The organism is Kordiimonas sp. (genome assembly GCF_965216265.1).
Taxonomy (GTDB): domain Bacteria; phylum Pseudomonadota; class Alphaproteobacteria; order Sphingomonadales; family Kordiimonadaceae; genus Kordiimonas.
In genome coordinates this window covers 177,887-196,482 of the sequence record NZ_OZ244153.1, presented here as the reverse complement: position 1 = coordinate 196,482, position 18,596 = coordinate 177,887, and the positions used below count along the sequence as shown (strand labels likewise).

The window sequence follows — 18,596 nt, the reverse complement described above, 5'->3', positions numbered from 1 at the left end:
GAGAGCGTCTTACAATGCAACGGAAGGGACTTTGGTATGATTGTGGCCTGGTCTGCGCCTGGGTTTGACACAAGATGGCCGATGAAGGGCGCGCTTCCGGTGCACCCGTTGGCATACCGGAAGCATTGTCTTCAGGAGGGGCGGATCAGGCTGTTTCGTTAAACAGCTCGCGCCCGATCAGCATGCGGCGAATTTCAGAAGTGCCTGCGCCAATTTCATAGAGCTTTGCATCGCGCCATAGCCTGCCGGTGGGATATTCGTTGATATATCCGTTACCACCGAGTGCCTGAATGGCTTCTCCTGCCATCCATGTGGCTTTTTCTGAAGCAAAGAGAATGCAGCCTGCAGCATCTTTGCGGGTGGTTTCACCACGGTCACAAGCAGCAGCCACGGCATATACATAGGCGCGGGCGGCACCCCAAATGGCATACATATCGGCCAGTTTTCCCTGCATCAGCTGGAATGTGCCAATGGGTTGGCCGAACTGTTCGCGCTCATGCACATAAGGAATCACGGTATCAAGACAGGCGCGCATGATGCCGAGAGAACCGCCCGAGAGCACAACGCGTTCGTAATCAAGGCCGGACATCAGCACATTCACACCACGGCCTTCTTCGCCAACGATGTTTTCAAACGGCACAAAACAGTCTTCAAACACCAGTTCACATGTGTTTGAGCCGCGCATGCCGAGCTTGTCCAGCTTTTGTGCAGTTGAAAAACCTTCCATGCCTTTCTCAATGATGAATGCCGTAATGCCGCGAGGGCCCGCATCGGGGTCGGTTTTGGCATAGACCATCAGCACGTTGGCGTCTGGGCCGTTGGTGATCCACATCTTGTTGCCATTTAGGATGAAACCATCATTGCGTTTTTCGGCCCGAAGTCGCATCGATACGACGTCGGAGCCCGCACCTGGCTCAGACATGGCCAGCGCACCAACATGCTCACCTGAAATAAGCTTTGGCAGGTACTTCGCTTTTTGCTCGTCGTTTGCGTTCTTGGTGAGCTGGTTTACGCACAGGTTGGAGTGGGCACCGTAGCTGAGGCCGACACTGGCAGATGCGCGGCTGATTTCTTCCATCGCAACAACGTGGGCCAGATACCCCATGTCAGCCCCGCCGTGCTCTTCCGGCGCTGTCATGCCAAGAATGCCGAGATCACCCATTTTTGCCCACAGGTCACTTGGGAACAGGTTGGTTTCATCAATCTCGGCTGCGCGGGGTGCAATCTCATCACGCGCGAAGCGTGCGATCGTTTCGCGCAGCATTTCAATCTCTTCATCATGACCAAACTTGAGGTGTGGGAACTCGAACATGATTAGGGGTCCTTCTTGGGTCCTGTAGTGGGCTTTTCTATTGGTCTTCTATGGTCAGGAGCACAGCGCCGCCGGTCACCTGGTCACCTTCTCTGAGGTTAAGGTTGGCAACAACGCCGTCGCGTGGTGCGGCGATTGTCTGCTCCATTTTCATGGCTTCCATGACGATAAGGGGCGCGCCCTTGGTGACGACATCGCCGTCTTTAACTTTTACGTCCAAGATCTTGCCGGGCATGGGAGAAAGGATAGTGCCGGGGCCGTCCGCATCGTCATCACTGCCGCCATCTCGCGCATGGCGGGGCAGCGTGAGTGTTGCGTCACCGCGAACGAGCGTGACGTGAGTAGCGCTGACTTCTGCAAACAAGCGCTCGCGCCTGCCTTCAAGAGTGAGGGTGAGCACATTACCGGTAAACGAGATGATTTCAGCGCTCGTGCGCTGGTCGCCGAGGCTTGCGGTGAGAGACCGGTCGCTGCCGGACAGTGTCACGGTGATCAGGTCATCTTCCTCCCCGTCGAACCAAAGCAGTTCGCTTGCATTCAAATTCAGCCGGAAGCCGTCAGGAATGGCCCATGGGTCGGTGCCATCAGTTTGGTTGCGCCGGTTGGCAGCGACCGCGAAAGCAGCGACCGCATAGTCCTGAGCGTTTGGCTTGTTGGCTGTCAGCAGACTGTCGCTGTGGTTCTCAATAAAACCTGTATGAACATCACCGCTGCGGAAGTCAGACTCCTGAAGCGCGCGCAGCAGAAAATCCCGGTTTGTTGCAAGGCCGGTGACGGGGGTTTCGCGAACCAGCGTTGTAATCGCATCAATCGCCTGTTCACGGTCTTCACCCCAGGCGATCAGTTTTGCGATCATCGGGTCATAATGGATTGAGACCGTGTCCCCGGCACGCACGCCAGCGTCTATGCGGCCTGTGGGGCCGGCATCCGCAAACGGGTCGAACATGCCGAGCGTGCCGATAGAAGGCATGAAGTCGTTATAGGGGTCTTCCGCATATAGCCGTACCTCAATGGCGTGCCCATCGGTCAAAACTTCTATTTCGTCCTGAGACAAAGGCAGAGGTCTGCCTTCGGCGACGCGAATTTGCCACTCAACAAGGTCCTGGCCGGTGATCATCTCGGTTACAGGATGTTCCACTTGCAGCCGTGTGTTCATCTCCATGAAGTAGAAGGGGGCTTTGTCGAGCCCGTTTTCCACGTCCACGATAAACTCAACGGTACCAGCGCCTTGATAGTTAATGGCTTCAGCTGCTTTGACCGCAGCATCACCCATGGCCCGGCGCATCTCGGTGCTCATGCCGGGGGCAGGGGCTTCTTCAACCACTTTCTGGTGGCGGCGCTGCAGTGAGCAGTCTCGTTCCATCAAGTGTACTGCATGGCCGTCGCTGTCGCCAAAAACCTGAAGCTCGATATGACGTGGTTTCTGGATGTATTTCTCAATGAGTAGCTCGGGGTTGCCGAAGGAGTTTTTACCTTCTCGTGCTGCGGCCTCAATGGCTGCGGGCAGGTCGGACGCCTTGAACACCTTGCGCATACCCTTGCCGCCACCACCGGCGACGGCCTTAATGAGCACTGGATAGCCGATCTTATCGGCCTCAGCCTGTAGGGTCGCAAGCGACTGGTCTTCGCCATGGTAGCCCGGAACTACGGGCACGCCAGCATCAGTCATCAGTTTTTTGGCTGCACCTTTGAGCGCCATTGCTCGCATTGACTGTGCTGATGGGCCAACAAAGATAATACCGTCTTCAGCGCAAGCTTCTGCAAAATCAGGGTTTTCTGACATGAAGCCATAACCAGGATGCACCGCATCAGCGCCAGTAAGTTTAACAGCAGCCAGTATCTTGTCCGCGCGCAGATAGCTCTCTGAGGCGCTTGACGGCCCGATATGCACGGCTTCATCTGCCATTTCCACATGCAGCGCGCTCGCGTCCGCGTCCGAATATACGGCAACGGTTTTAATGCCCAGTCGTTCACATGTGCCAATGATGCGGCAAGCGATCTCGCCACGGTTAGCGATCAGGAGTTTTTTGATACGATTGCTCATGCGTCCAAACTCCATGCTGGTTGTCGTTTCTCAAGGAAAGCGCCAAGGCCCTCGCGGCCCTCATCGCTGGTGCGTCTTGCGGCAATGCGTTTCGCCGTGTCAGTGCGCAGATCCACGGTGATCTCCTTGCCGACAACATCAGCTACCAGATGTTTGGCGTCACGCTGTGCGCCGGGGGCACCTGCCAGGATGTTCTTGATCATCACGTGGGCGAGGCTGAATGCGTCCTGCAACGACGGTGCGGTTTCATGCACAAGGCCGATACGGTGCGCCTCTTCAGTATCAAACCGTTCTGCCGTCAGGAAATACCGCCGCGCAGCCCGCTCCCCAATTGCGGCAACCACATAGGGTGAGATGGTGGCGGGTGTGAGGCCCAGACGAACCTCTGAAAGGGCAAACCTGGCCCCTTCGACGGCGATGGCAATATCGCAGCAGGATACAAGGCCGACACCGCCACCAAATGTCGCGCCGTTCACTATAGCTATTGTTGGTTTGGAGCAGGAGTTCAGTGTCGAGAGCATATCTGAAAGGCGCATTGCGTCTTCCATGTTTTGCTTTTCTGAATATAAAGCGGCAGCTTTCATCCAGTTGAGGTCAGCGCCTGCAGAAAAGCTTTTGCCGGAGCCTGTAAGCACAATAGCCCGGATGTTCTCGTCCTTGTCCAGCTTGCCAAAAGCGTTGTTCAGCTCCCAGATAAGGTCGTCGTTGAATGCGTTGTGCACATCGGCCCGGTTAAGGGTGACAGTAGCGACGCCGCGATCATCAATGCTGGTAATAAGTGTGTCTACCATGGTGATACTCCTTACATCCGGAAGACGCCGAAGCGCGTCGCTTCGATCGGTGCGTTCATGGTGGCTGAAATGGCAAGGCCAAGCACCCGGCGGGTGTCTGCGGGGTCAATCACCCCGTCATCCCACAGGCGGGCGCTGGCGTAATAGGGGTGGCCCTGTTCTTCATACATATCGCGAATTGGCGCTTTGAAGGCAGCCTCGTCTTCGTCGGACCAGCTCTCGCCGCGTGCTTCCATGCCGTCACGCTTGACGGTCGCGAGCACCCCTGCCGCTTGTTCACCCCCCATAACCGAGATGCGCGCATTTGGCCACATCCACAGGAAGCGAGGCTGGTAGGCCCGGCCGCACATGCCGTAGTTTCCGGCACCGAAACTACCACCGATCAGAATGGTAAATTTGGGCACGTTCGCGCAGGCAACGGCTGTCACCATCTTGGCACCATCGCGCGCGATGCCGCCGTTTTCGTACTTTTGCCCAACCATGAAGCCGGTGATATTTTGCAAGAACACCAGCGGGATGCCGCGCTGTGCGCAAAGCTCAACAAAATGCGCCCCTTTAAGTGCACTTTCGGAAAACAACACGCCGTTGTTGGCCACAATGCCAACCGGGAAGCCGTGAATATGCGCAAAACCGCATACAAGGGTTTCGCCGTAGAGCTTCTTGAATTCGTCAAACTCGCTGCCGTCGACAACGCGGGCGATGATATCGCGCACGTCATAAGGCTGTCGGGTATCTTTCGGGATAACACCGTAAACCTCGCTTGGATCGTATAAGGGAGCTTTGCTTTCGCGCAGCTTGACGGGAACCTGCTTCTGGCGGTTCAGGTTAGCCACAATACGCCGCGCAAGACCAAGGGCGTGATAGTCGTCTTTGGCCAGATGATCCACAACACCAGACGTGCGGGCGTGAACGTCACCGCCACCCAAGTCTTCTGCTGATACAACTTCACCAGTTGCCGCTTTCACAAGGGGCGGGCCACCAAGGAAGATCGTGCCTTGTTTCTGCACAATGATACTTTCATCCGCCATCGCAGGCACATACGCACCACCAGCTGTGCAGCTTCCCATCACCACAGCAATCTGTGGGATGCCCATGGCTGACATGGTGGCTTGGTTATAGAAAATGCGCCCGAAGTGCTCGCGGTCCGGAAATACTTCGTCCTGATTGGGCAGGTTCGCGCCGCCGCTATCAACAAGATAGATGCAGGGCAGCCGATTCTCTCGGGCAATTTCTTGCGCACGCAGATGCTTTTTCACCGTTACGGGATAATAAGTGCCGCCTTTAACCGTCGCATCGTTGCAGACGATCATGCATTCAACGCCTTCAACTACGCCAATGCCGGTGATCACACCTGCGGCTGCGATATCCGCGTCATACATGCCGTAGGCTGCGAGCTGGGATAGCTCCAAAAACGGTGTGCCGGGGTCAAGTAGGGTGTTCACTCTGTCTCTTGGCAGTAGTTTGCCACGGGAGAGATGTTTTTCCCGCGAGCGTTCTGGTCCGCCAAGTGAAGCGATGGCCACTTTTTCTTTGAGATCGTCAACCTGAGCCTGCATGTGAGCGGCGTTGGTTTCAAAATCCGGGCTGCCGGGTCGAATGGCGGAAGTTAACACTGCCATAGAAAAGTCTCCTGAGGTCGCTTTTCCGACTGGAACTGCGAAGCATCTGTTGCCATGTGCTGGCAATATATGGAAAAGGGTGGTATTGGTAAAATCGAATGCAAAAATGGAAACCATAGATAACGTCTATGATGGATCTTTATCTCCTTCGCTATTTTCTTGCGGTCGTTGAGACGGGTAGTTTTACCCGGGCAGCGGACCGTACCTTTGTCACGCAACCCACGCTTTCTGCCGGTATCAAGAAGCTCGAAGGTCAGGTCGGGCAGGCGTTATTTGAGCGCTCAAACCGCCGTGTATTCCTTACCGATGCCGGGACACGTTTCCTGCCGCGCGCCAAGGCTATTTTGCATGAGTGCAACTTGGCTATGCAGGCGCTGGAGGAGAACGCGAGCGCGCCGGTGCTGCGCCTCGGCGTGCTCACGACCCTTTCGAACCGCGCTGTTGGCGAACTATTGGCGGGCTTTAAGGCTGCGGAGCCCAAGGTAACTATTGAAGTTTATGATGGTACGGAGCAGGAACTAACTAACCGGCTGGATGACCGTAGCCTGGATTATGCACTTTCGGTTTACCGCGGCGAGAGTGCGGAGCGGGCAGTTAAACTTTTTGATGAAGATTATGTGTTTATCCTGCCGCATGGACACAGGCTCGCTGGCCGAAAGACTGTTGCTGCGTCAGACCTCGCTGGGGACTATATGATCGTCCGCAGCCGGTGCGAGGTTCTCTCGGAAACCAGTCGGTATTTCACCGACCATAATGTACGGCCAAGGCTGGTGTATAGAACCCCGAATGACAGCCGTGCGATAGCAATGGTTGCAGCCGGACTAGGGGGAACCGTTGTGCCTGAAAGCCTTGTCGATGAACGGGTGGATGTTGTGCGCTTAAAGGGATTTGACTATCGTCGGCAATTGGCATTATTTCGCCCACGGTATCAACTGGCCGATAGCAACACTCAACTCGCCGCCGATTTCGAACGTCATATCGAAAATCACTGGGGAACTGGTCAGCCCATCGGCTAGATGTCTTCGCTTCAATAAACGATCGTCATAAACGCTGCTGATCGTATTGTTGCATCCGATATCGGCTATCTTGGTGAAGCTTGGGGCAAACCAGACGGCAAAGATTTACGTAACCAGAGGCACCTACTCTTTTTTTCGAAGGGTTTGCGTCTCTGGGTCTGTATAGTGTTTAGGTAAAGTGTTTTAGGGGTCGAGATGAACGAGGGTGGTATGAATTCTGGCCGTTTGGTGCTGGTAGTAATTTTTGTAGTTTTGGTGGGCATCTCTGGCTGGCTAATATTGGATGACGGTGCAGACGCTGACCGCGGTATGCGTGGTGATCGCGCCGTTACAGTGGTGAGCCAGGAAGTTGATACGCGGCGTTTTGCCGATGTTGTCGAGGCTCTTGGAACAGCGCGGGCGAGGGAGTCTGTTACGCTTACGGCGCGCGTGTCTGACACAGTACGCAGCGTGCTGTTTGAGGATGGTCAGATTGTCAAAAAAGGCGACATTCTCATCAAGCTGGAAGATGATGAGGAAATCGCGCAGCTTCGTGAAGCTGAAGCTAATTTCAAAGAGGCAGAGCGTAGCTTTGAGCGGATCAAAAATCTGGTCAATCAGGGCAATGCATCGACCGCAGCGCTTGATACAGAGCAACGCCGTCTCGATGAAGCGCGTTTTCGCCTACAAGCGGCCCGTGCGAGGCTGGAAGACCAGAGGGTTGTAGCGCCCTTTGACGGCATGTTGGGGCTCAGGCAGGTGAGCGAAGGAACGTTGCTTTCCTCAAATGCGCCTATCACGACAATTGATGCGATCGACCTTATCAAACTTGATTTCTCCGTACCTGAGCGTTTTATCTCTACGCTCAACCCCGGGCAGACCGTCGAGGCACGTGTGTCGGCGTACCCGGACCGGCTGTTCACAGGGATCGTGAGGACCATTGATAGCCGTGTGGACCCCGTCACACGATCAGTGATCGTTCGCGCAGAAGTTCTAAATGAAGACAACGCATTACGGCCGGGTCTTCTCATGCGAGTTGAGGTTTTGAGCCGCGCTTGGGAAGCTGTTGCGGTGCCGGAACAAGCCGTTGTGCCGACCGCTGGCCGACATTTTGTTTTTGTGATGGATGGTGACACGACCGAACGTCGAGAAGTGCAGCTCGGGCTCAGGCGCCCGGGTTATGTGGAGGTTACAGAGGGTCTTTCGGTAGGTGACCGTGTGGTCGTTGAGGGTACGTTGCGCCTTGGCAGGCAAGGCATGAAAGTGCGGGATATGGCAGCAGATGCTGCGGCGGGAGATGCATCATGATCCTTTCGGATGTTTCGGTAAAACGGCCGGTTTTTGCCGTTGTTGTCAGTTTGCTGTTGATCGCCTTTGGTTTGATATCCTTCCAGCAGCTCTCCGTGCGGGAATTGCCGGACGTTGACCCACCGGTCGTGGGTGTACGGACAAATTATCCCGGTGCGAACGCGGCTGTTGTTGAGACGCGGGTTACACAGATTATCGAAAGTGCGATTGCCGGCGTTCCGGGCATCAAAACCATCGAATCGACCAGCAATGACGGTCGGTCCAGCATCAACGTTGAGTTTATGCTCAGTCGAGATATTGACGCTGCGGCAAATGACGTGCGAGACCGCGTTAGCCGTGTTTTGAACAACCTGCCGGAAGAGGTCGAACCGCCTGAGATATCAAAGGCAGACAACGATACACGGCCAATCCTGTGGTTCAACCTCACCAGCCCTGTGATGGATATTCTGCAGCTTACCGATTATGCGGAACGCAACATCGTTGACCGCCTATCTGTTGTCGATGGTGTTTCCGGCGTCAGTATCGGCGGGCAGAAACGTTACGCTATCCGTATCCACCTCGACCGGCAGGCAATGGCCGCGCGCGGTGTGACGGTGTCAGACATTGAAGCGGTGATGCGCGCAGAAAACGTGGAGCTGCCAGCAGGCAAGATCCAAAGCATCAAGCGCGACACAATCGTGCGGCTGAACCGGGAATACTCCCGCCCTGAAGACTTTGCCACCATGGTGATCAAAGAGGGTACAGACGATGGTTTTGTGCGCCTTGGCGATATTGCCGAGGTTGAGCTGGGCTCAGAACGAGACGAGCGTACCTTCCGGGGGAACGGTATTCCGGTTATCGGCCTTGGCGTCGTGAAACAGTCGACAGGGAATACGCTGGCAGTTGCAAAAGCCGCGAAAGCTGAAGCAGAACGTATCCGGGAGACATTACCGGAAAGCATGGAGCTTATGGTTGCCTACGATAGCTCTGTGTTTATCGATAAGGCGATTGACGAGGTTTACTTCACGCTGGCCGTGGCTATGGGCCTTGTGGTTCTGGTGCTCTATCTATTCCTTGGCAACATCAAAACGGTACTCGTTCCCGCAGTTACCGTGCCGGTTTGTATTATTGCGAGTTTCTGGGTGCTGAACCTTGCCGGTGTATCCATCAACCTGATCACACTGCTCGGCCTTGTTATGGCCATCGGGCTTGTGGTGGATGATGCGATTGTTGTGTTAGAGAACATCTACCGCCGCGTGGAAGAGGGTGAGCCCGGCCTGTTGGCCGCCTACCGGGGTGCGAGCCAGGTTGGCTTCGCGGTGATTGCCACCACACTGGTGCTAATTGGTGTGTTTGTACCGATCATGTTCCTGACGGGTAATGTGGGCCGTTTGTTTGGTGAGCTCGCGATTACCATGACGGCAGCCGTTGTGTTCTCTAGCTTTGTTGCGCTGACGCTTAGCCCGATGATGTGTTCCATCCTTGTGCGGCGCCGGAACAAGAAGCCAAAATTCGCCCAAATGTTGGACCGTGTTTTCAAGCGCATTCAGTCTGGTTACGCCCGGCTATTGAACATTTGCCTTGCCAACAAAATGATCGTTACGCTTTGTTTTTTAACGTGTTTTGTCTTTATCGCAGGCGTGCAGTCTCGCATCCCGACCGAGCTTGCACCAATAGAAGACCGTGGCGGCCTGTTCATGCGGGTTAAAGGGCCGGAAGGTGCAAGCCATGAGTTTATGGTGGAGCAGGCACTCAAGATTGAAGAGCAGGTGTTGCCACTTCTCGATACAGGTGAGCTGACCCGTTTCCTTCTCCGGGTTGACGGTGGTGGCGGTTGGGGTTTTATCATCCTCACACCTTGGGATGAACGCGAGCGTAGCTCGACTGAAATTCTGGAGGAACTTCGCCCCAAGCTGATCAACAATGTGCCGGGCGTTCAGGCTATCCCCATTGAAACATCAGGCCTTTCCCGCCGGGGTGGCAGCTCGGAAAGCTTCCAGTTTGTGATTGGTGGGTCCACCTATGACGACCTTGGCCGGTTCAAACAGATTGTGCTGGATGAGCTTGCCAACTACCCGGGCCTTGTGAACGTTGATACAGATTACGAGGAAACCCAGCCACAGTTCAATGTTAGGATCGACCGTGCCCGCGCAGCGGATATGGGCGTTTCCATCCGTGAAATCGGCCGTACGCTTGAGACCATGATGGGCGGAAGGCGGGTTACAACCTTCGTGAGCGACGGTGAAGAATATGATGTGATCCTGCAGGCACGGAAGTCTGACAGGCAGCAGCCTCTGGATATGGAAAACATCTATGTTGCCTCGGGGCGTACCGGCGCGCTTATCCCGCTCACAAACCTTGTGGATGTGGAAGAAGTGTCTGGTGCAGGCGACCTGCGCCGCTTCAATCGTGTGCGGGCGCTCACGGTTTCAGGCAATATGGCGCCGGGCTATACCATCGGCGAAGTCACTGAATATATGGAAGAAATGGTGCGTGAGGTGATCCCTGATGTCACCACGATCGACTATAAGGGCGCTACCCGCGAGTACAAAGAAGCGGGCGATGATATCTATTTCATCTTCGCGCTGGCACTCGCTGTTGTGTTCCTGATTTTGGCGGCTCAGTTTGAGAGTTTCATACACCCGTTCATTATCATGCTCACGGTTCCACTGGCGGTTCTGGGCGGCCTTCTGGGGCTATACTGGGCTGGAAGTACGCTCAATATATATAGCCAGCTTGGCCTTATCATGCTGATCGGCCTGGCCGCGAAGAACGGTATTCTGATCGTGGAATTCGCGAACCAGTTGCGGGATGAAGGCAAGCCAATTCGTGAAGCGCTGATAGAAGCGTCAACGCTTCGCTTGCGTCCGATCATGATGACAGGGCTCTCGACAGCGATGGGTGCAGTGCCGCTCATGCTGGCGTCCGGTGCGGGTTCAGCAAGCCGTCAAACCATTGGTGTGACTGTGTTTGGGGGCGTTATTATCGCGACCTTCTTCACGCTTTTCATCGTGCCGGTATTCTTCGACATGTTCGCGAAATATACCAAATCACCGGGCCATGTTGCTTCAAAGCTCAAGGAATTTGAGGACAAGGAAGCCAAGGGCATACCGGCGGAATAAGCAAAAACACCCTCAAAAATCAGGCAAGGCGGCAGGTGAATATCTGCCGCCTTGTCTCATTTTGGGGCTGAATTTACGCCACACTTTGATGAAAAGTGTGCGCGAAAGTGCGGCGTATGTGAGGCGTGGGTGTGGCGGCGTTTTGAGTGCCTATTTGGCACGTAACACCTTGTCAGGGTTGGGTTAACTGGAAAACGCCACACATGGAGGGTGTGGCGAAACCCGCAAAACCTGAAAGACAGCTAAACCGTTTTGGCGTAATCGACCTTGAAGCCTGCTTCCTCGAGCGCATCAACAAGCGCTTGTGCATGGTCACGGTCTTTGGCTTCGATCACCAGTTCCATCTCGGTTTGCTTGAGCGACAGCGCGCCAAACTCGCGCTGGTGGCGCATCTCTATAATGTTGGCGCCAATCTGGGCCACAACCTCGGTCACGAGGGCGAGGGCACCCGGCTGGTCCATCATGGTGATACGCAGGCGCGCCAGCCTGCCGTCGCGGGCCATGCCGCGCATGATAGCGCTGGCCAGCAACCGGCTGTCGATATTGCCGCCTGAAAGCACGATGCCTACCTTGTGGCCACGGAACAGCTCCGGATGATGCATCACAGCTGCAAGGCCAATGCCGCCCGCGCCCTCAACCACCACTTTTTCAATTTCCATGATGGAAACAATGGCGGCTTCGATATGCCGCTCTGGCACGGTCACAATGGCATCGACCAGCGAGCGCACCACATCCTGCGTGCGTTTGCCGGGCTTATTGACCGCAATGCCTTCCGCGATGGAGATATTGTTGCCGCGCAGCGATGTGCCGTCCATCTTTTCCTTCATGGCCGGGAAAGCTTCGGTCTGCACCCCTACGATGCGGATTTTCGGGTTGATATGCTTCGCGATAGTCGCAATGCCTGATACCAGCCCGCCGCCGCCAATAGGCACCACAAGCGTGTCCAGGTCAGGCACATCCGCAAGCATTTCAAGGCCAACGGTGCCTTGGCCTGCCATCACCAGCGGATCATCAAACGGGTGAATGAAGGTGAGGTTCTCACGGTCCGCAAGGTCATAAGCGGCTTGGGTGGCAGCTTCAAAGTTTGCGCCCGTCAGCACAACCCGCGCGCCCAGCTCTTCCGTGCGTTTAACCTTGTTGAAAGGCGTGCCCTCAGGCATCACGATAGTGGCTGGGATGCCAAGGCGCCCAGCATGATAGCTGATACCCTGCGCGTGGTTGCCAGCGGAGGCTGCGATCACGCCTTTGGTGTTCTTGGGGAGCGAGAGTAGTTTGTTGAGCGCTCCACGCTCTTTATAAGCCGCAGTAAACTGGAAAATTTCAAACTTCAACCAGCACTCGGCGCCGGTAATTTCAGAGAGTGTGCGCGATTTTTCCATCGGTGTCCGCTTAACGCTACCCCGGATGGCTATTTCAGCATCGTAAACATCTTGTGCCGATATCGGCAATAATTGTTCACTCACAAGTCACTCCTTGAAATAAAAATACGGCCTGCACCTTTGCCACAGACAGGTTTGAGTGTCCATAAAAAGGTGAATTTTGTTAGGCTAAAGGCCTGAAAATCGGCGGTATCCTTGTATCGATAGACCAATCTGTGAACCGGGTAGGGGAGTTCAGGCGCGGATACGGTTGTGATATGCGAACATAAAAACTTAGCCGTTTGTGAAAGTATTTCTTGACGGATGCCGTGAATACGATAATAGTTTCACATATGGCTAAGTTTTCAACAGATTTGGATGGTGCTTTTTCCGCCCTCGCAGACCCGACCAGACGGGCGATCGTCAGTCGTTTATGCGAAGGGCCACAATCCGTCACCGAGCTTTCAGAACCGTTCGAGATGGCGCTTCCGTCGCTTTTGAAGCATGTGCGCATATTGGAAGAGAGCGGGCTTGTCAGCACGGAAAAGATTGGGCGCGTTCGAACCTGCAAGATTGAGCCAAATGCCCTTCATGCGACCAAAGCGTGGATCAACCAGCATATCATGGCCTGGGAAGAGCGCCTTGACCGCATGGAACGGCACATTGAACGTATGAAAAGAAAGAAACTAGACGATGAGCGAAGCAAGTAATAATGCCGGTTCTCCGTGGCAATCCTGGCCTCTTGACCGTGAGATTGTGTTGAGCAGGTTGATCGATGCCCCCAGGGATATTGTTTATGCGGCCTGGAGCGACCCTGAGCAGATACAACAGTGGTTCGGGCCGGAAGGCATGGAGATCGAAACCCACGAGATTAACCTCACACAAGGGGGCAGGTGGCGATTTGACATGGTCACCACTGACGGCATGCGATACAGCAACCGTATGGTTTTCCTCAGCCTTGAAGCACCGGCATTTATTGAGGTTGAGCACGGTACAGATCAGGATGATGACCCCGGTCGCTTCAGAATGCTGGTTACCTTTGACGAGCAAAGCAACGGCAAGACCGTGGTCACACTCCGCCAGATGCATCCTTCCAAGGAGCAACGGGAAGGGGCTATCGGCTTTGGCGCTGTTGAATATGGCGGGCAAACGCTGGATAAGCTGGCGCGCCATGTTGCGAAAGTCGCACGCTAAAGCAATATCAGCCTTGGGAAACCCGCGCGATGAGCGTATCAATCGCAGCCTTGCACTCAGGCTCACGCATAAGCGGCACGTGCCCGAGGTTGGGCACGGTCACGGGCACGAGGTCCGGGTGCTCATTGGCCATGCGCTTGAGCGTGGGCGCGGAGAGGATATCTGAAAGCTCGCCCCGCAGCACAACGGTGGGGATAGAATGCATGGCAGTAAAGAAGGGCCACAGGTCCGGGGCTGACTGGTCGTCCGCGCTTTCAAAGTTCTGGCTGATGGCGGGGTCATATTGCATCACTGGTTTGCCGCCCACATCTTCATAGAGGTTATGGGTATACCAGCGCCAGTCTTCTTCCGTGAAATCAGGGTACACACCAGCGTTTGCGCGTTTCACGCCCTCAACGGCCTCAGCCCAGCTTTCAGGCGGTGTGCCCTTGCCCACATAACTTTTGATCCGTGCGATGCCGGATGGGTCTACTTCTGGCCCGATATCATTGATAACAGCAGCCTTGAGCGTACCCGGATGCAGCGCCTGAATGAGAATTGTCATCAGCCCGCCAAGCGATGTGCCAATGGCGACAACGCTGCTGATGCCAAGCTGACCCAAGAGTTCCATTACGTCTGCCACATAGGTGACAGGCTTGTACCGGCTTGGGTCAGGGTCATAGTCGGATTTACCGCGTCCGCGGTTGGCAATGGCAATGATACGGCAGCGGTCAGCCAGATGATCGGCGATATCGCTGAAATCTTTAGGATTGCGGGTCAGGCCAGGCATGCACAGCACAACAGGGGCATCGTCGCCTGCGGTATTATAGTCCCTATAGTGCTGCTTCAGGCCGTCTGTGTTGGTGAAAAAACAGTCTTTATACTCGGCCATGCGGCTAACCCCCGTAAATTTCCCTCAGCTCACGCTTCAATATCTTGCCGTTGGCGTTGCGGGGCAGGGCCTCGCATAAAATAACGCCGGATATGCGCTGTTGTTTGCCGAGCTTTTTGTTCGCCCAGTCTATCAGGGCCTTCTCATCAATAACGCTTTTCGTCTCAGGCACGATCACCGCGACCGGGGTTTCGCCCCATTGTTCGCTTGCCACGCCGATAACGGCAACATCGTTCACATCCTTGTGGGTTATCAACACCGCCTCGATATCCTGCGGATAGATATTTTGCCCACCAGAGAGGATCATGTCCTTCTTGCGGTCCACGATATAGAGGTAGCCCTCATCATCCAGTTGTCCAATATCGCCGGTCCGGAGCCATGCCTTGCCAGTATTGTCCACCCATGTGGCTTCTAGCGTTGCGTCCGGCCGGTTCAGGTAGCCGGGCATGACGATACGTCCGCAGCCGACAATCTCGCCCGACTGGCCGGGGGTGACTTCCTTGTCATCATCCCCGATGATTTTGATGTCCGTGCCCACAAGCGGTTTACCGACAGATGCCATGCGGCCTTCGGCTTCCTCGGGGTCCAGCGTCGTGATCACGCCTTCGGTCAGGCCAAACAACTCGATCACCGCCTTGGGGCCCAGCCGTTCAAACAGCGCGGATTTGAGGTCCGCATGCAGGGGGGAGCCGCAGCTCATCACGGCCTCAATGCTTGAGAGGTCAAAATCGGCCTGGTCCGGCACTTCCATCAGGCGCTGATACTGGATCGGCACCATGGCAAAATGGCTGATGCTGTGTTTTTCAATCAGGCTAAGGGCGTCGCGCGCATCAAACTTGGGCGTAACCACCATAGTGCCGCCCGAGAGCAGGGTGCACAGCATGCCGACCCAGCTGATGTTGGAATAGAGCCCGATGCTGAACAGGGTTTTCGCGGCAGAGTGATACCTGAGCGCGAGCGTAAGGTCATAGGCCCAGTCGCGCCGCCCGGAATGTGTGTGCAGGATGCCCTTCGGCATGCCTGTGGTGCCGGAGCTGTAGATGATATTGAGCGGGTCATCCGCCTTGATGCCAGCGTCAGGCAGCGTGTCGCTCGCGCCGCCTGTGAACGCTTCGATCTCCGCCGCATCAAGCACAAAAAGGGCAGGTGAGGCTTTGAGGTAATCGTCAATGCGGCGTTTCTGGTCATCTGTGGTGATAACGGCAGAAACATCGGCATCACGCAGCATGGCGCCAAGCGCTTCGTCGGTCACCGAAAGGTTGATCGGTACCGAGCAAGCGCCTGATTTGATGATCGCGATCAGCGCTTCGACCATGGCGGTGCCATTGCTCATGACTACACCGATGGTTTTGCCACGGCCAAGGCCTTGTGCACGCAGGGCATTGGCAAGCCGGTTGGTGCGCGCTTCAAACTCTGCCCAGGTGATAATCTCCCTGCCGCAGATAAGGGCGGCTTTGCCTGCCTTCCATTTGCCGTGCAAGGACAGGATTTCGGGCAGAAGGGGAGCGCTTGTATCAAATGCAGCCATTTGACTTTCTCACTTCTAACAATTGCAAAGGTGCTGCATCGGCGCAGCGGCATATAAACTGTTGGCAGAACGGGGCCGGAGGTGACCTTTCACTCCGGCCCCGTTTACCTGGGGTTAAAACTTAACGCCGAGTGTTGCGGTCACCGTACGTGGTGGACCATAGAATGTGGTGATGTTGTTCTCAAGACCGAGGGTCGGGAAGTTATAACCCGCAGTTTTATACTCTTTATTACCAAGGTTTTTACCGTGCAGACCAAGGGACCAGCGTCCGTCTTCAGCGGTCCAGACAATGCTGGCGTTAAAGAGGCTGTAGGCGTCCTGATCAATCTCGGGCACCGCGACTTCAAACTGGACGATGGACCCTTTGTGGGACCAGTTACCGTTCAGGCTCAAGGTGCCGCCAGCCATCTCTGTCATATAGGTCAAGCCAACATATGACATGAACTCAGGCGTGTTCTGCACCGCGCGGTCGTCTGCCACGTTCACACCGTTCAACAGCCATTCGGTGATCTCCGCATCCAGCACGTTGAAGGTGGTTTGCAGCGTCAGGGCTTCGGTTAGCAGGAACTGGCCTTCAAACTCGACGCCTTTGATCTCCGCTTTACCTGCGTTGGTTACCGTGCCGACAAAACCGTCGTTTACCCCGTCACCGTCTGTGTCGATAGGCAGGGAGCCGGGGATCTGCATGTCTTTGTAGCTGCTGTAAAACACAGCAATATTTGTGCGGGCACGCCCATCCCACCATGTGGCTTTCACACCAGCTTCATAGCTGTCGAGTTTTTCAGGCTCATAACCGTCCACCACCTCTGGTGATGAGAAGTTGGCGCCGCGCGGGTCAAAGCTGCCAGCCTTGAAACCCCGGCTGAAGCCAGCGTAGATGGTAGTGTCGTCATTCAACTTATAATCAAGCGCGATACGCGGCGAGAAGTTGTTGAACGTACGCTCATTTTCAAAATCGCTGGACGCGCCAAGGAAGATTGCGTCATCATTGCCAAAGAAGGGCGACCCGTCGCCGAGGTAGTTGCCGCGGAAGATATCAGCAGACCGTTTGTCGCTCGTGTAGCGGCCACCAAGCGAGAGCGAGAATTCTTCCGTGAAGTCATAAGTGACATCAGCGAACAAGGACCAGGCTTTGGTATCAACAGTGCCGCCGGTATAAGCCACGAGCGTGGAGCCGTAGGCAATACGACCAAGCTGGCCGAGTACCACGTCAAAGTCGTTGGCGGCTTTTGAATCCAGATAATAGAAGCCGAAAACCGCCGCGAGCTTGTCGCCCGTATACAGAAGCTGCAATTCCTGGCTGAACTGCTGGTTGTCATAGATAACCGGTGCGTCCATATCGTCAATGGCCAAGCTGTCGAAGTCGATTACCGATTCCGTATAATCCTCACGGTAAGCCGTGATGGATTTGAGGGTGATGGCATCACTGGCGTTCCACTCAATTGCCGCCTGAAGGCCTTTTGCAGTGACTTCGTTGTTGCCGTTGATGCCGCCTGTTGAAACATTCTCGCTGGCCCCGGCGTAGGTGTCATAAACACTGTCGGTCACCGGTGTGCCGCTGAAGGCACCGGCATAGGGGCGGTAGCCCGAAACAGCGTTCGAGTCGTCATCCGTATAATCACCGGAGATGCGGATAAACAGGCTATCGCTTGGCAGGAACTCGATGCTGGCGCGTGCCGCAAGGATCTGCTTGTTATAGTGCTCTGCGCCTGTGGTGAGGTTTTCGCCAAAGCCGTCCCGGTTCAGGGAAGCGACCGTGGCGCCAACGCGGACCTTGTCGCTGATTGGTACAGACCCTTTGGCAACAGCATCGATCTGGTTGTAGCTGCCGTAGGAGAGCTTGAGGCCAAACTCAGGCTCGTCGCTCAGGCGTTTGGTGACATATTTGATCGCACCGCCAAGGGCGTTACGGCCATAAAGTGTACCCTGTGGCCCGCGCAGAATTTCCACTCGCTCCACATCATAGATATCCAGCAGAGCACCCTGTGGGCGCGCCATGTAAACATCATCAAGGTAAAGTGCCACGCCTTGCTCAAACCCGGCGAGGGGGTCTTGCTGCCCCACGCCGCGGATGAAGGCGGTGAGGGTGGAGTTGGTGGCGCGTGAAGGCTCAAGCGTCACGCTGGGCGCCATTTGCGCAAGCTCCGTGATGTCCGCCGCACCACGAAGCGCAAGGGCATCAGCAGAAAATGCGGTTACGGCGATAGGAACATCCTGCAGGCTTTCGGTGCGGCGACGTGCCGTTACCTGGATTTCCTCAAGGCTCATCATGGTTTCAGTGTTGTCCTGAGCCATGGCCGGAAGCGACACAGCGACTGCTGTGGAACAAGCGCAGCCAAGTAAAGCCACGCGCAGTGCGTTTGATAGTCTCATGTTTCCCTCCCCAGGGTTGTGAGTAGTTTTATCGACCTTGCCTGCATTAAAATTCAACAATCGTTGAAATGTCAAACAAAAAATTCAACGATCATTGAAAAA

Annotated in this window: 13 protein-coding genes; 5 read left to right on the top strand and 8 right to left on the bottom strand. The window is 55.2% G+C overall.

Going from position 1 to position 18,596, the window contains the following annotated elements:
• Positions 1 to 145: 145 nt before the first annotated feature.
• The 4 genes from ACOOGA_RS00920 to ACOOGA_RS00905 are packed head-to-tail and all read right to left on the bottom strand — an operon-like array spanning position 146 to position 5,766.
• Positions 146 to 1,312, bottom strand: coding sequence for an isovaleryl-CoA dehydrogenase (locus tag ACOOGA_RS00920; protein WP_417460913.1), 1,167 nt, complete (start codon positions 1,310 to 1,312; stop codon positions 146 to 148).
• A gap of 37 nt (positions 1,313 to 1,349) precedes the next feature.
• The gene (locus ACOOGA_RS00915; protein ID WP_417460912.1) at positions 1,350 to 3,356 is read right to left on the bottom strand and encodes an acetyl/propionyl/methylcrotonyl-CoA carboxylase subunit alpha; all 2,007 of its coding nucleotides are present in this window, start codon (positions 3,354 to 3,356) and stop codon (positions 1,350 to 1,352) included.
• The gene (locus ACOOGA_RS00910; RefSeq protein WP_417460911.1) at positions 3,353 to 4,147 is read right to left on the bottom strand and encodes an enoyl-CoA hydratase/isomerase family protein; all 795 of its coding nucleotides are present in this window, start codon (positions 4,145 to 4,147) and stop codon (positions 3,353 to 3,355) included. Before ACOOGA_RS00910 ends, ACOOGA_RS00915 begins: the two co-directional genes overlap by 4 nt.
• Positions 4,148 to 4,158: 11 nt before the next feature.
• A complete protein-coding gene (locus tag ACOOGA_RS00905; RefSeq protein WP_417460910.1) occupies positions 4,159 to 5,766 on the bottom strand; it encodes a carboxyl transferase domain-containing protein in 1,608 nt (535 codons plus the stop codon).
• A 128-nt stretch (positions 5,767 to 5,894) separates the two neighbouring features.
• On the opposite strand from ACOOGA_RS00905, the gene ACOOGA_RS00900 reads away from it, so the two are divergent.
• From ACOOGA_RS00900 to ACOOGA_RS00890, 3 genes are all read left to right on the top strand, one after another.
• Entirely contained in the window at positions 5,895 to 6,782 is an 888-nt protein-coding gene (locus tag ACOOGA_RS00900) for a LysR family transcriptional regulator (protein WP_417460909.1), read from the top strand.
• A 195-nt stretch (positions 6,783 to 6,977) separates the two neighbouring features.
• On the top strand, positions 6,978 to 8,069 hold the full coding sequence (locus ACOOGA_RS00895; protein WP_417460908.1) for an efflux RND transporter periplasmic adaptor subunit: 1,092 nt from the start codon (positions 6,978 to 6,980) through the stop codon (positions 8,067 to 8,069).
• Entirely contained in the window at positions 8,066 to 11,170 is a 3,105-nt protein-coding gene (locus ACOOGA_RS00890) for an efflux RND transporter permease subunit (RefSeq protein WP_417460907.1), read from the top strand. Before ACOOGA_RS00895 ends, ACOOGA_RS00890 begins: the two co-directional genes overlap by 4 nt.
• Before the next feature lie 242 nt (positions 11,171 to 11,412).
• On the opposite strand, the gene ACOOGA_RS00885 is transcribed toward ACOOGA_RS00890, so the two are convergent.
• Positions 11,413 to 12,633, bottom strand: a complete 1,221-nt coding sequence (locus ACOOGA_RS00885; RefSeq protein ID WP_417460906.1) for a threonine ammonia-lyase — start codon at positions 12,631 to 12,633, stop codon at positions 11,413 to 11,415.
• A gap of 248 nt (positions 12,634 to 12,881) precedes the next feature.
• On the opposite strand from ACOOGA_RS00885, the gene ACOOGA_RS00880 reads away from it, so the two are divergent.
• Both ACOOGA_RS00880 and ACOOGA_RS00875 read left to right on the top strand, forming a co-directional pair.
• Positions 12,882 to 13,238: an ArsR/SmtB family transcription factor gene (locus ACOOGA_RS00880; RefSeq protein ID WP_417460905.1), complete on the top strand. Its 357-nt coding sequence runs from the start codon at positions 12,882 to 12,884 to the stop codon at positions 13,236 to 13,238.
• A complete protein-coding gene (locus ACOOGA_RS00875) occupies positions 13,222 to 13,722 on the top strand; it encodes an SRPBCC family protein (RefSeq protein ID WP_417460904.1) in 501 nt (166 codons plus the stop codon). The genes ACOOGA_RS00880 and ACOOGA_RS00875 overlap by 17 nt, the downstream gene beginning before the upstream one ends.
• Positions 13,723 to 13,729: 7 nt before the next feature.
• Here the strand turns inward: ACOOGA_RS00875 and ACOOGA_RS00870 are convergent, their stop codons facing one another.
• From ACOOGA_RS00870 to ACOOGA_RS00860, 3 genes are all read right to left on the bottom strand, one after another.
• Entirely contained in the window at positions 13,730 to 14,593 is an 864-nt protein-coding gene (locus ACOOGA_RS00870) for an alpha/beta fold hydrolase (RefSeq protein WP_417460903.1), read from the bottom strand.
• A gap of 4 nt (positions 14,594 to 14,597) precedes the next feature.
• Positions 14,598 to 16,121 (bottom strand): class I adenylate-forming enzyme family protein, encoded by a 1,524-nt coding sequence (locus tag ACOOGA_RS00865; RefSeq protein WP_417460902.1) that lies wholly within the window; start codon positions 16,119 to 16,121, stop codon positions 14,598 to 14,600.
• Positions 16,122 to 16,235: 114 nt separating this feature from the next.
• A complete protein-coding gene (locus ACOOGA_RS00860; protein WP_417460901.1) occupies positions 16,236 to 18,494 on the bottom strand; it encodes a TonB-dependent receptor in 2,259 nt (752 codons plus the stop codon).
• Positions 18,495 to 18,596: the final 102 nt, after the last annotated feature.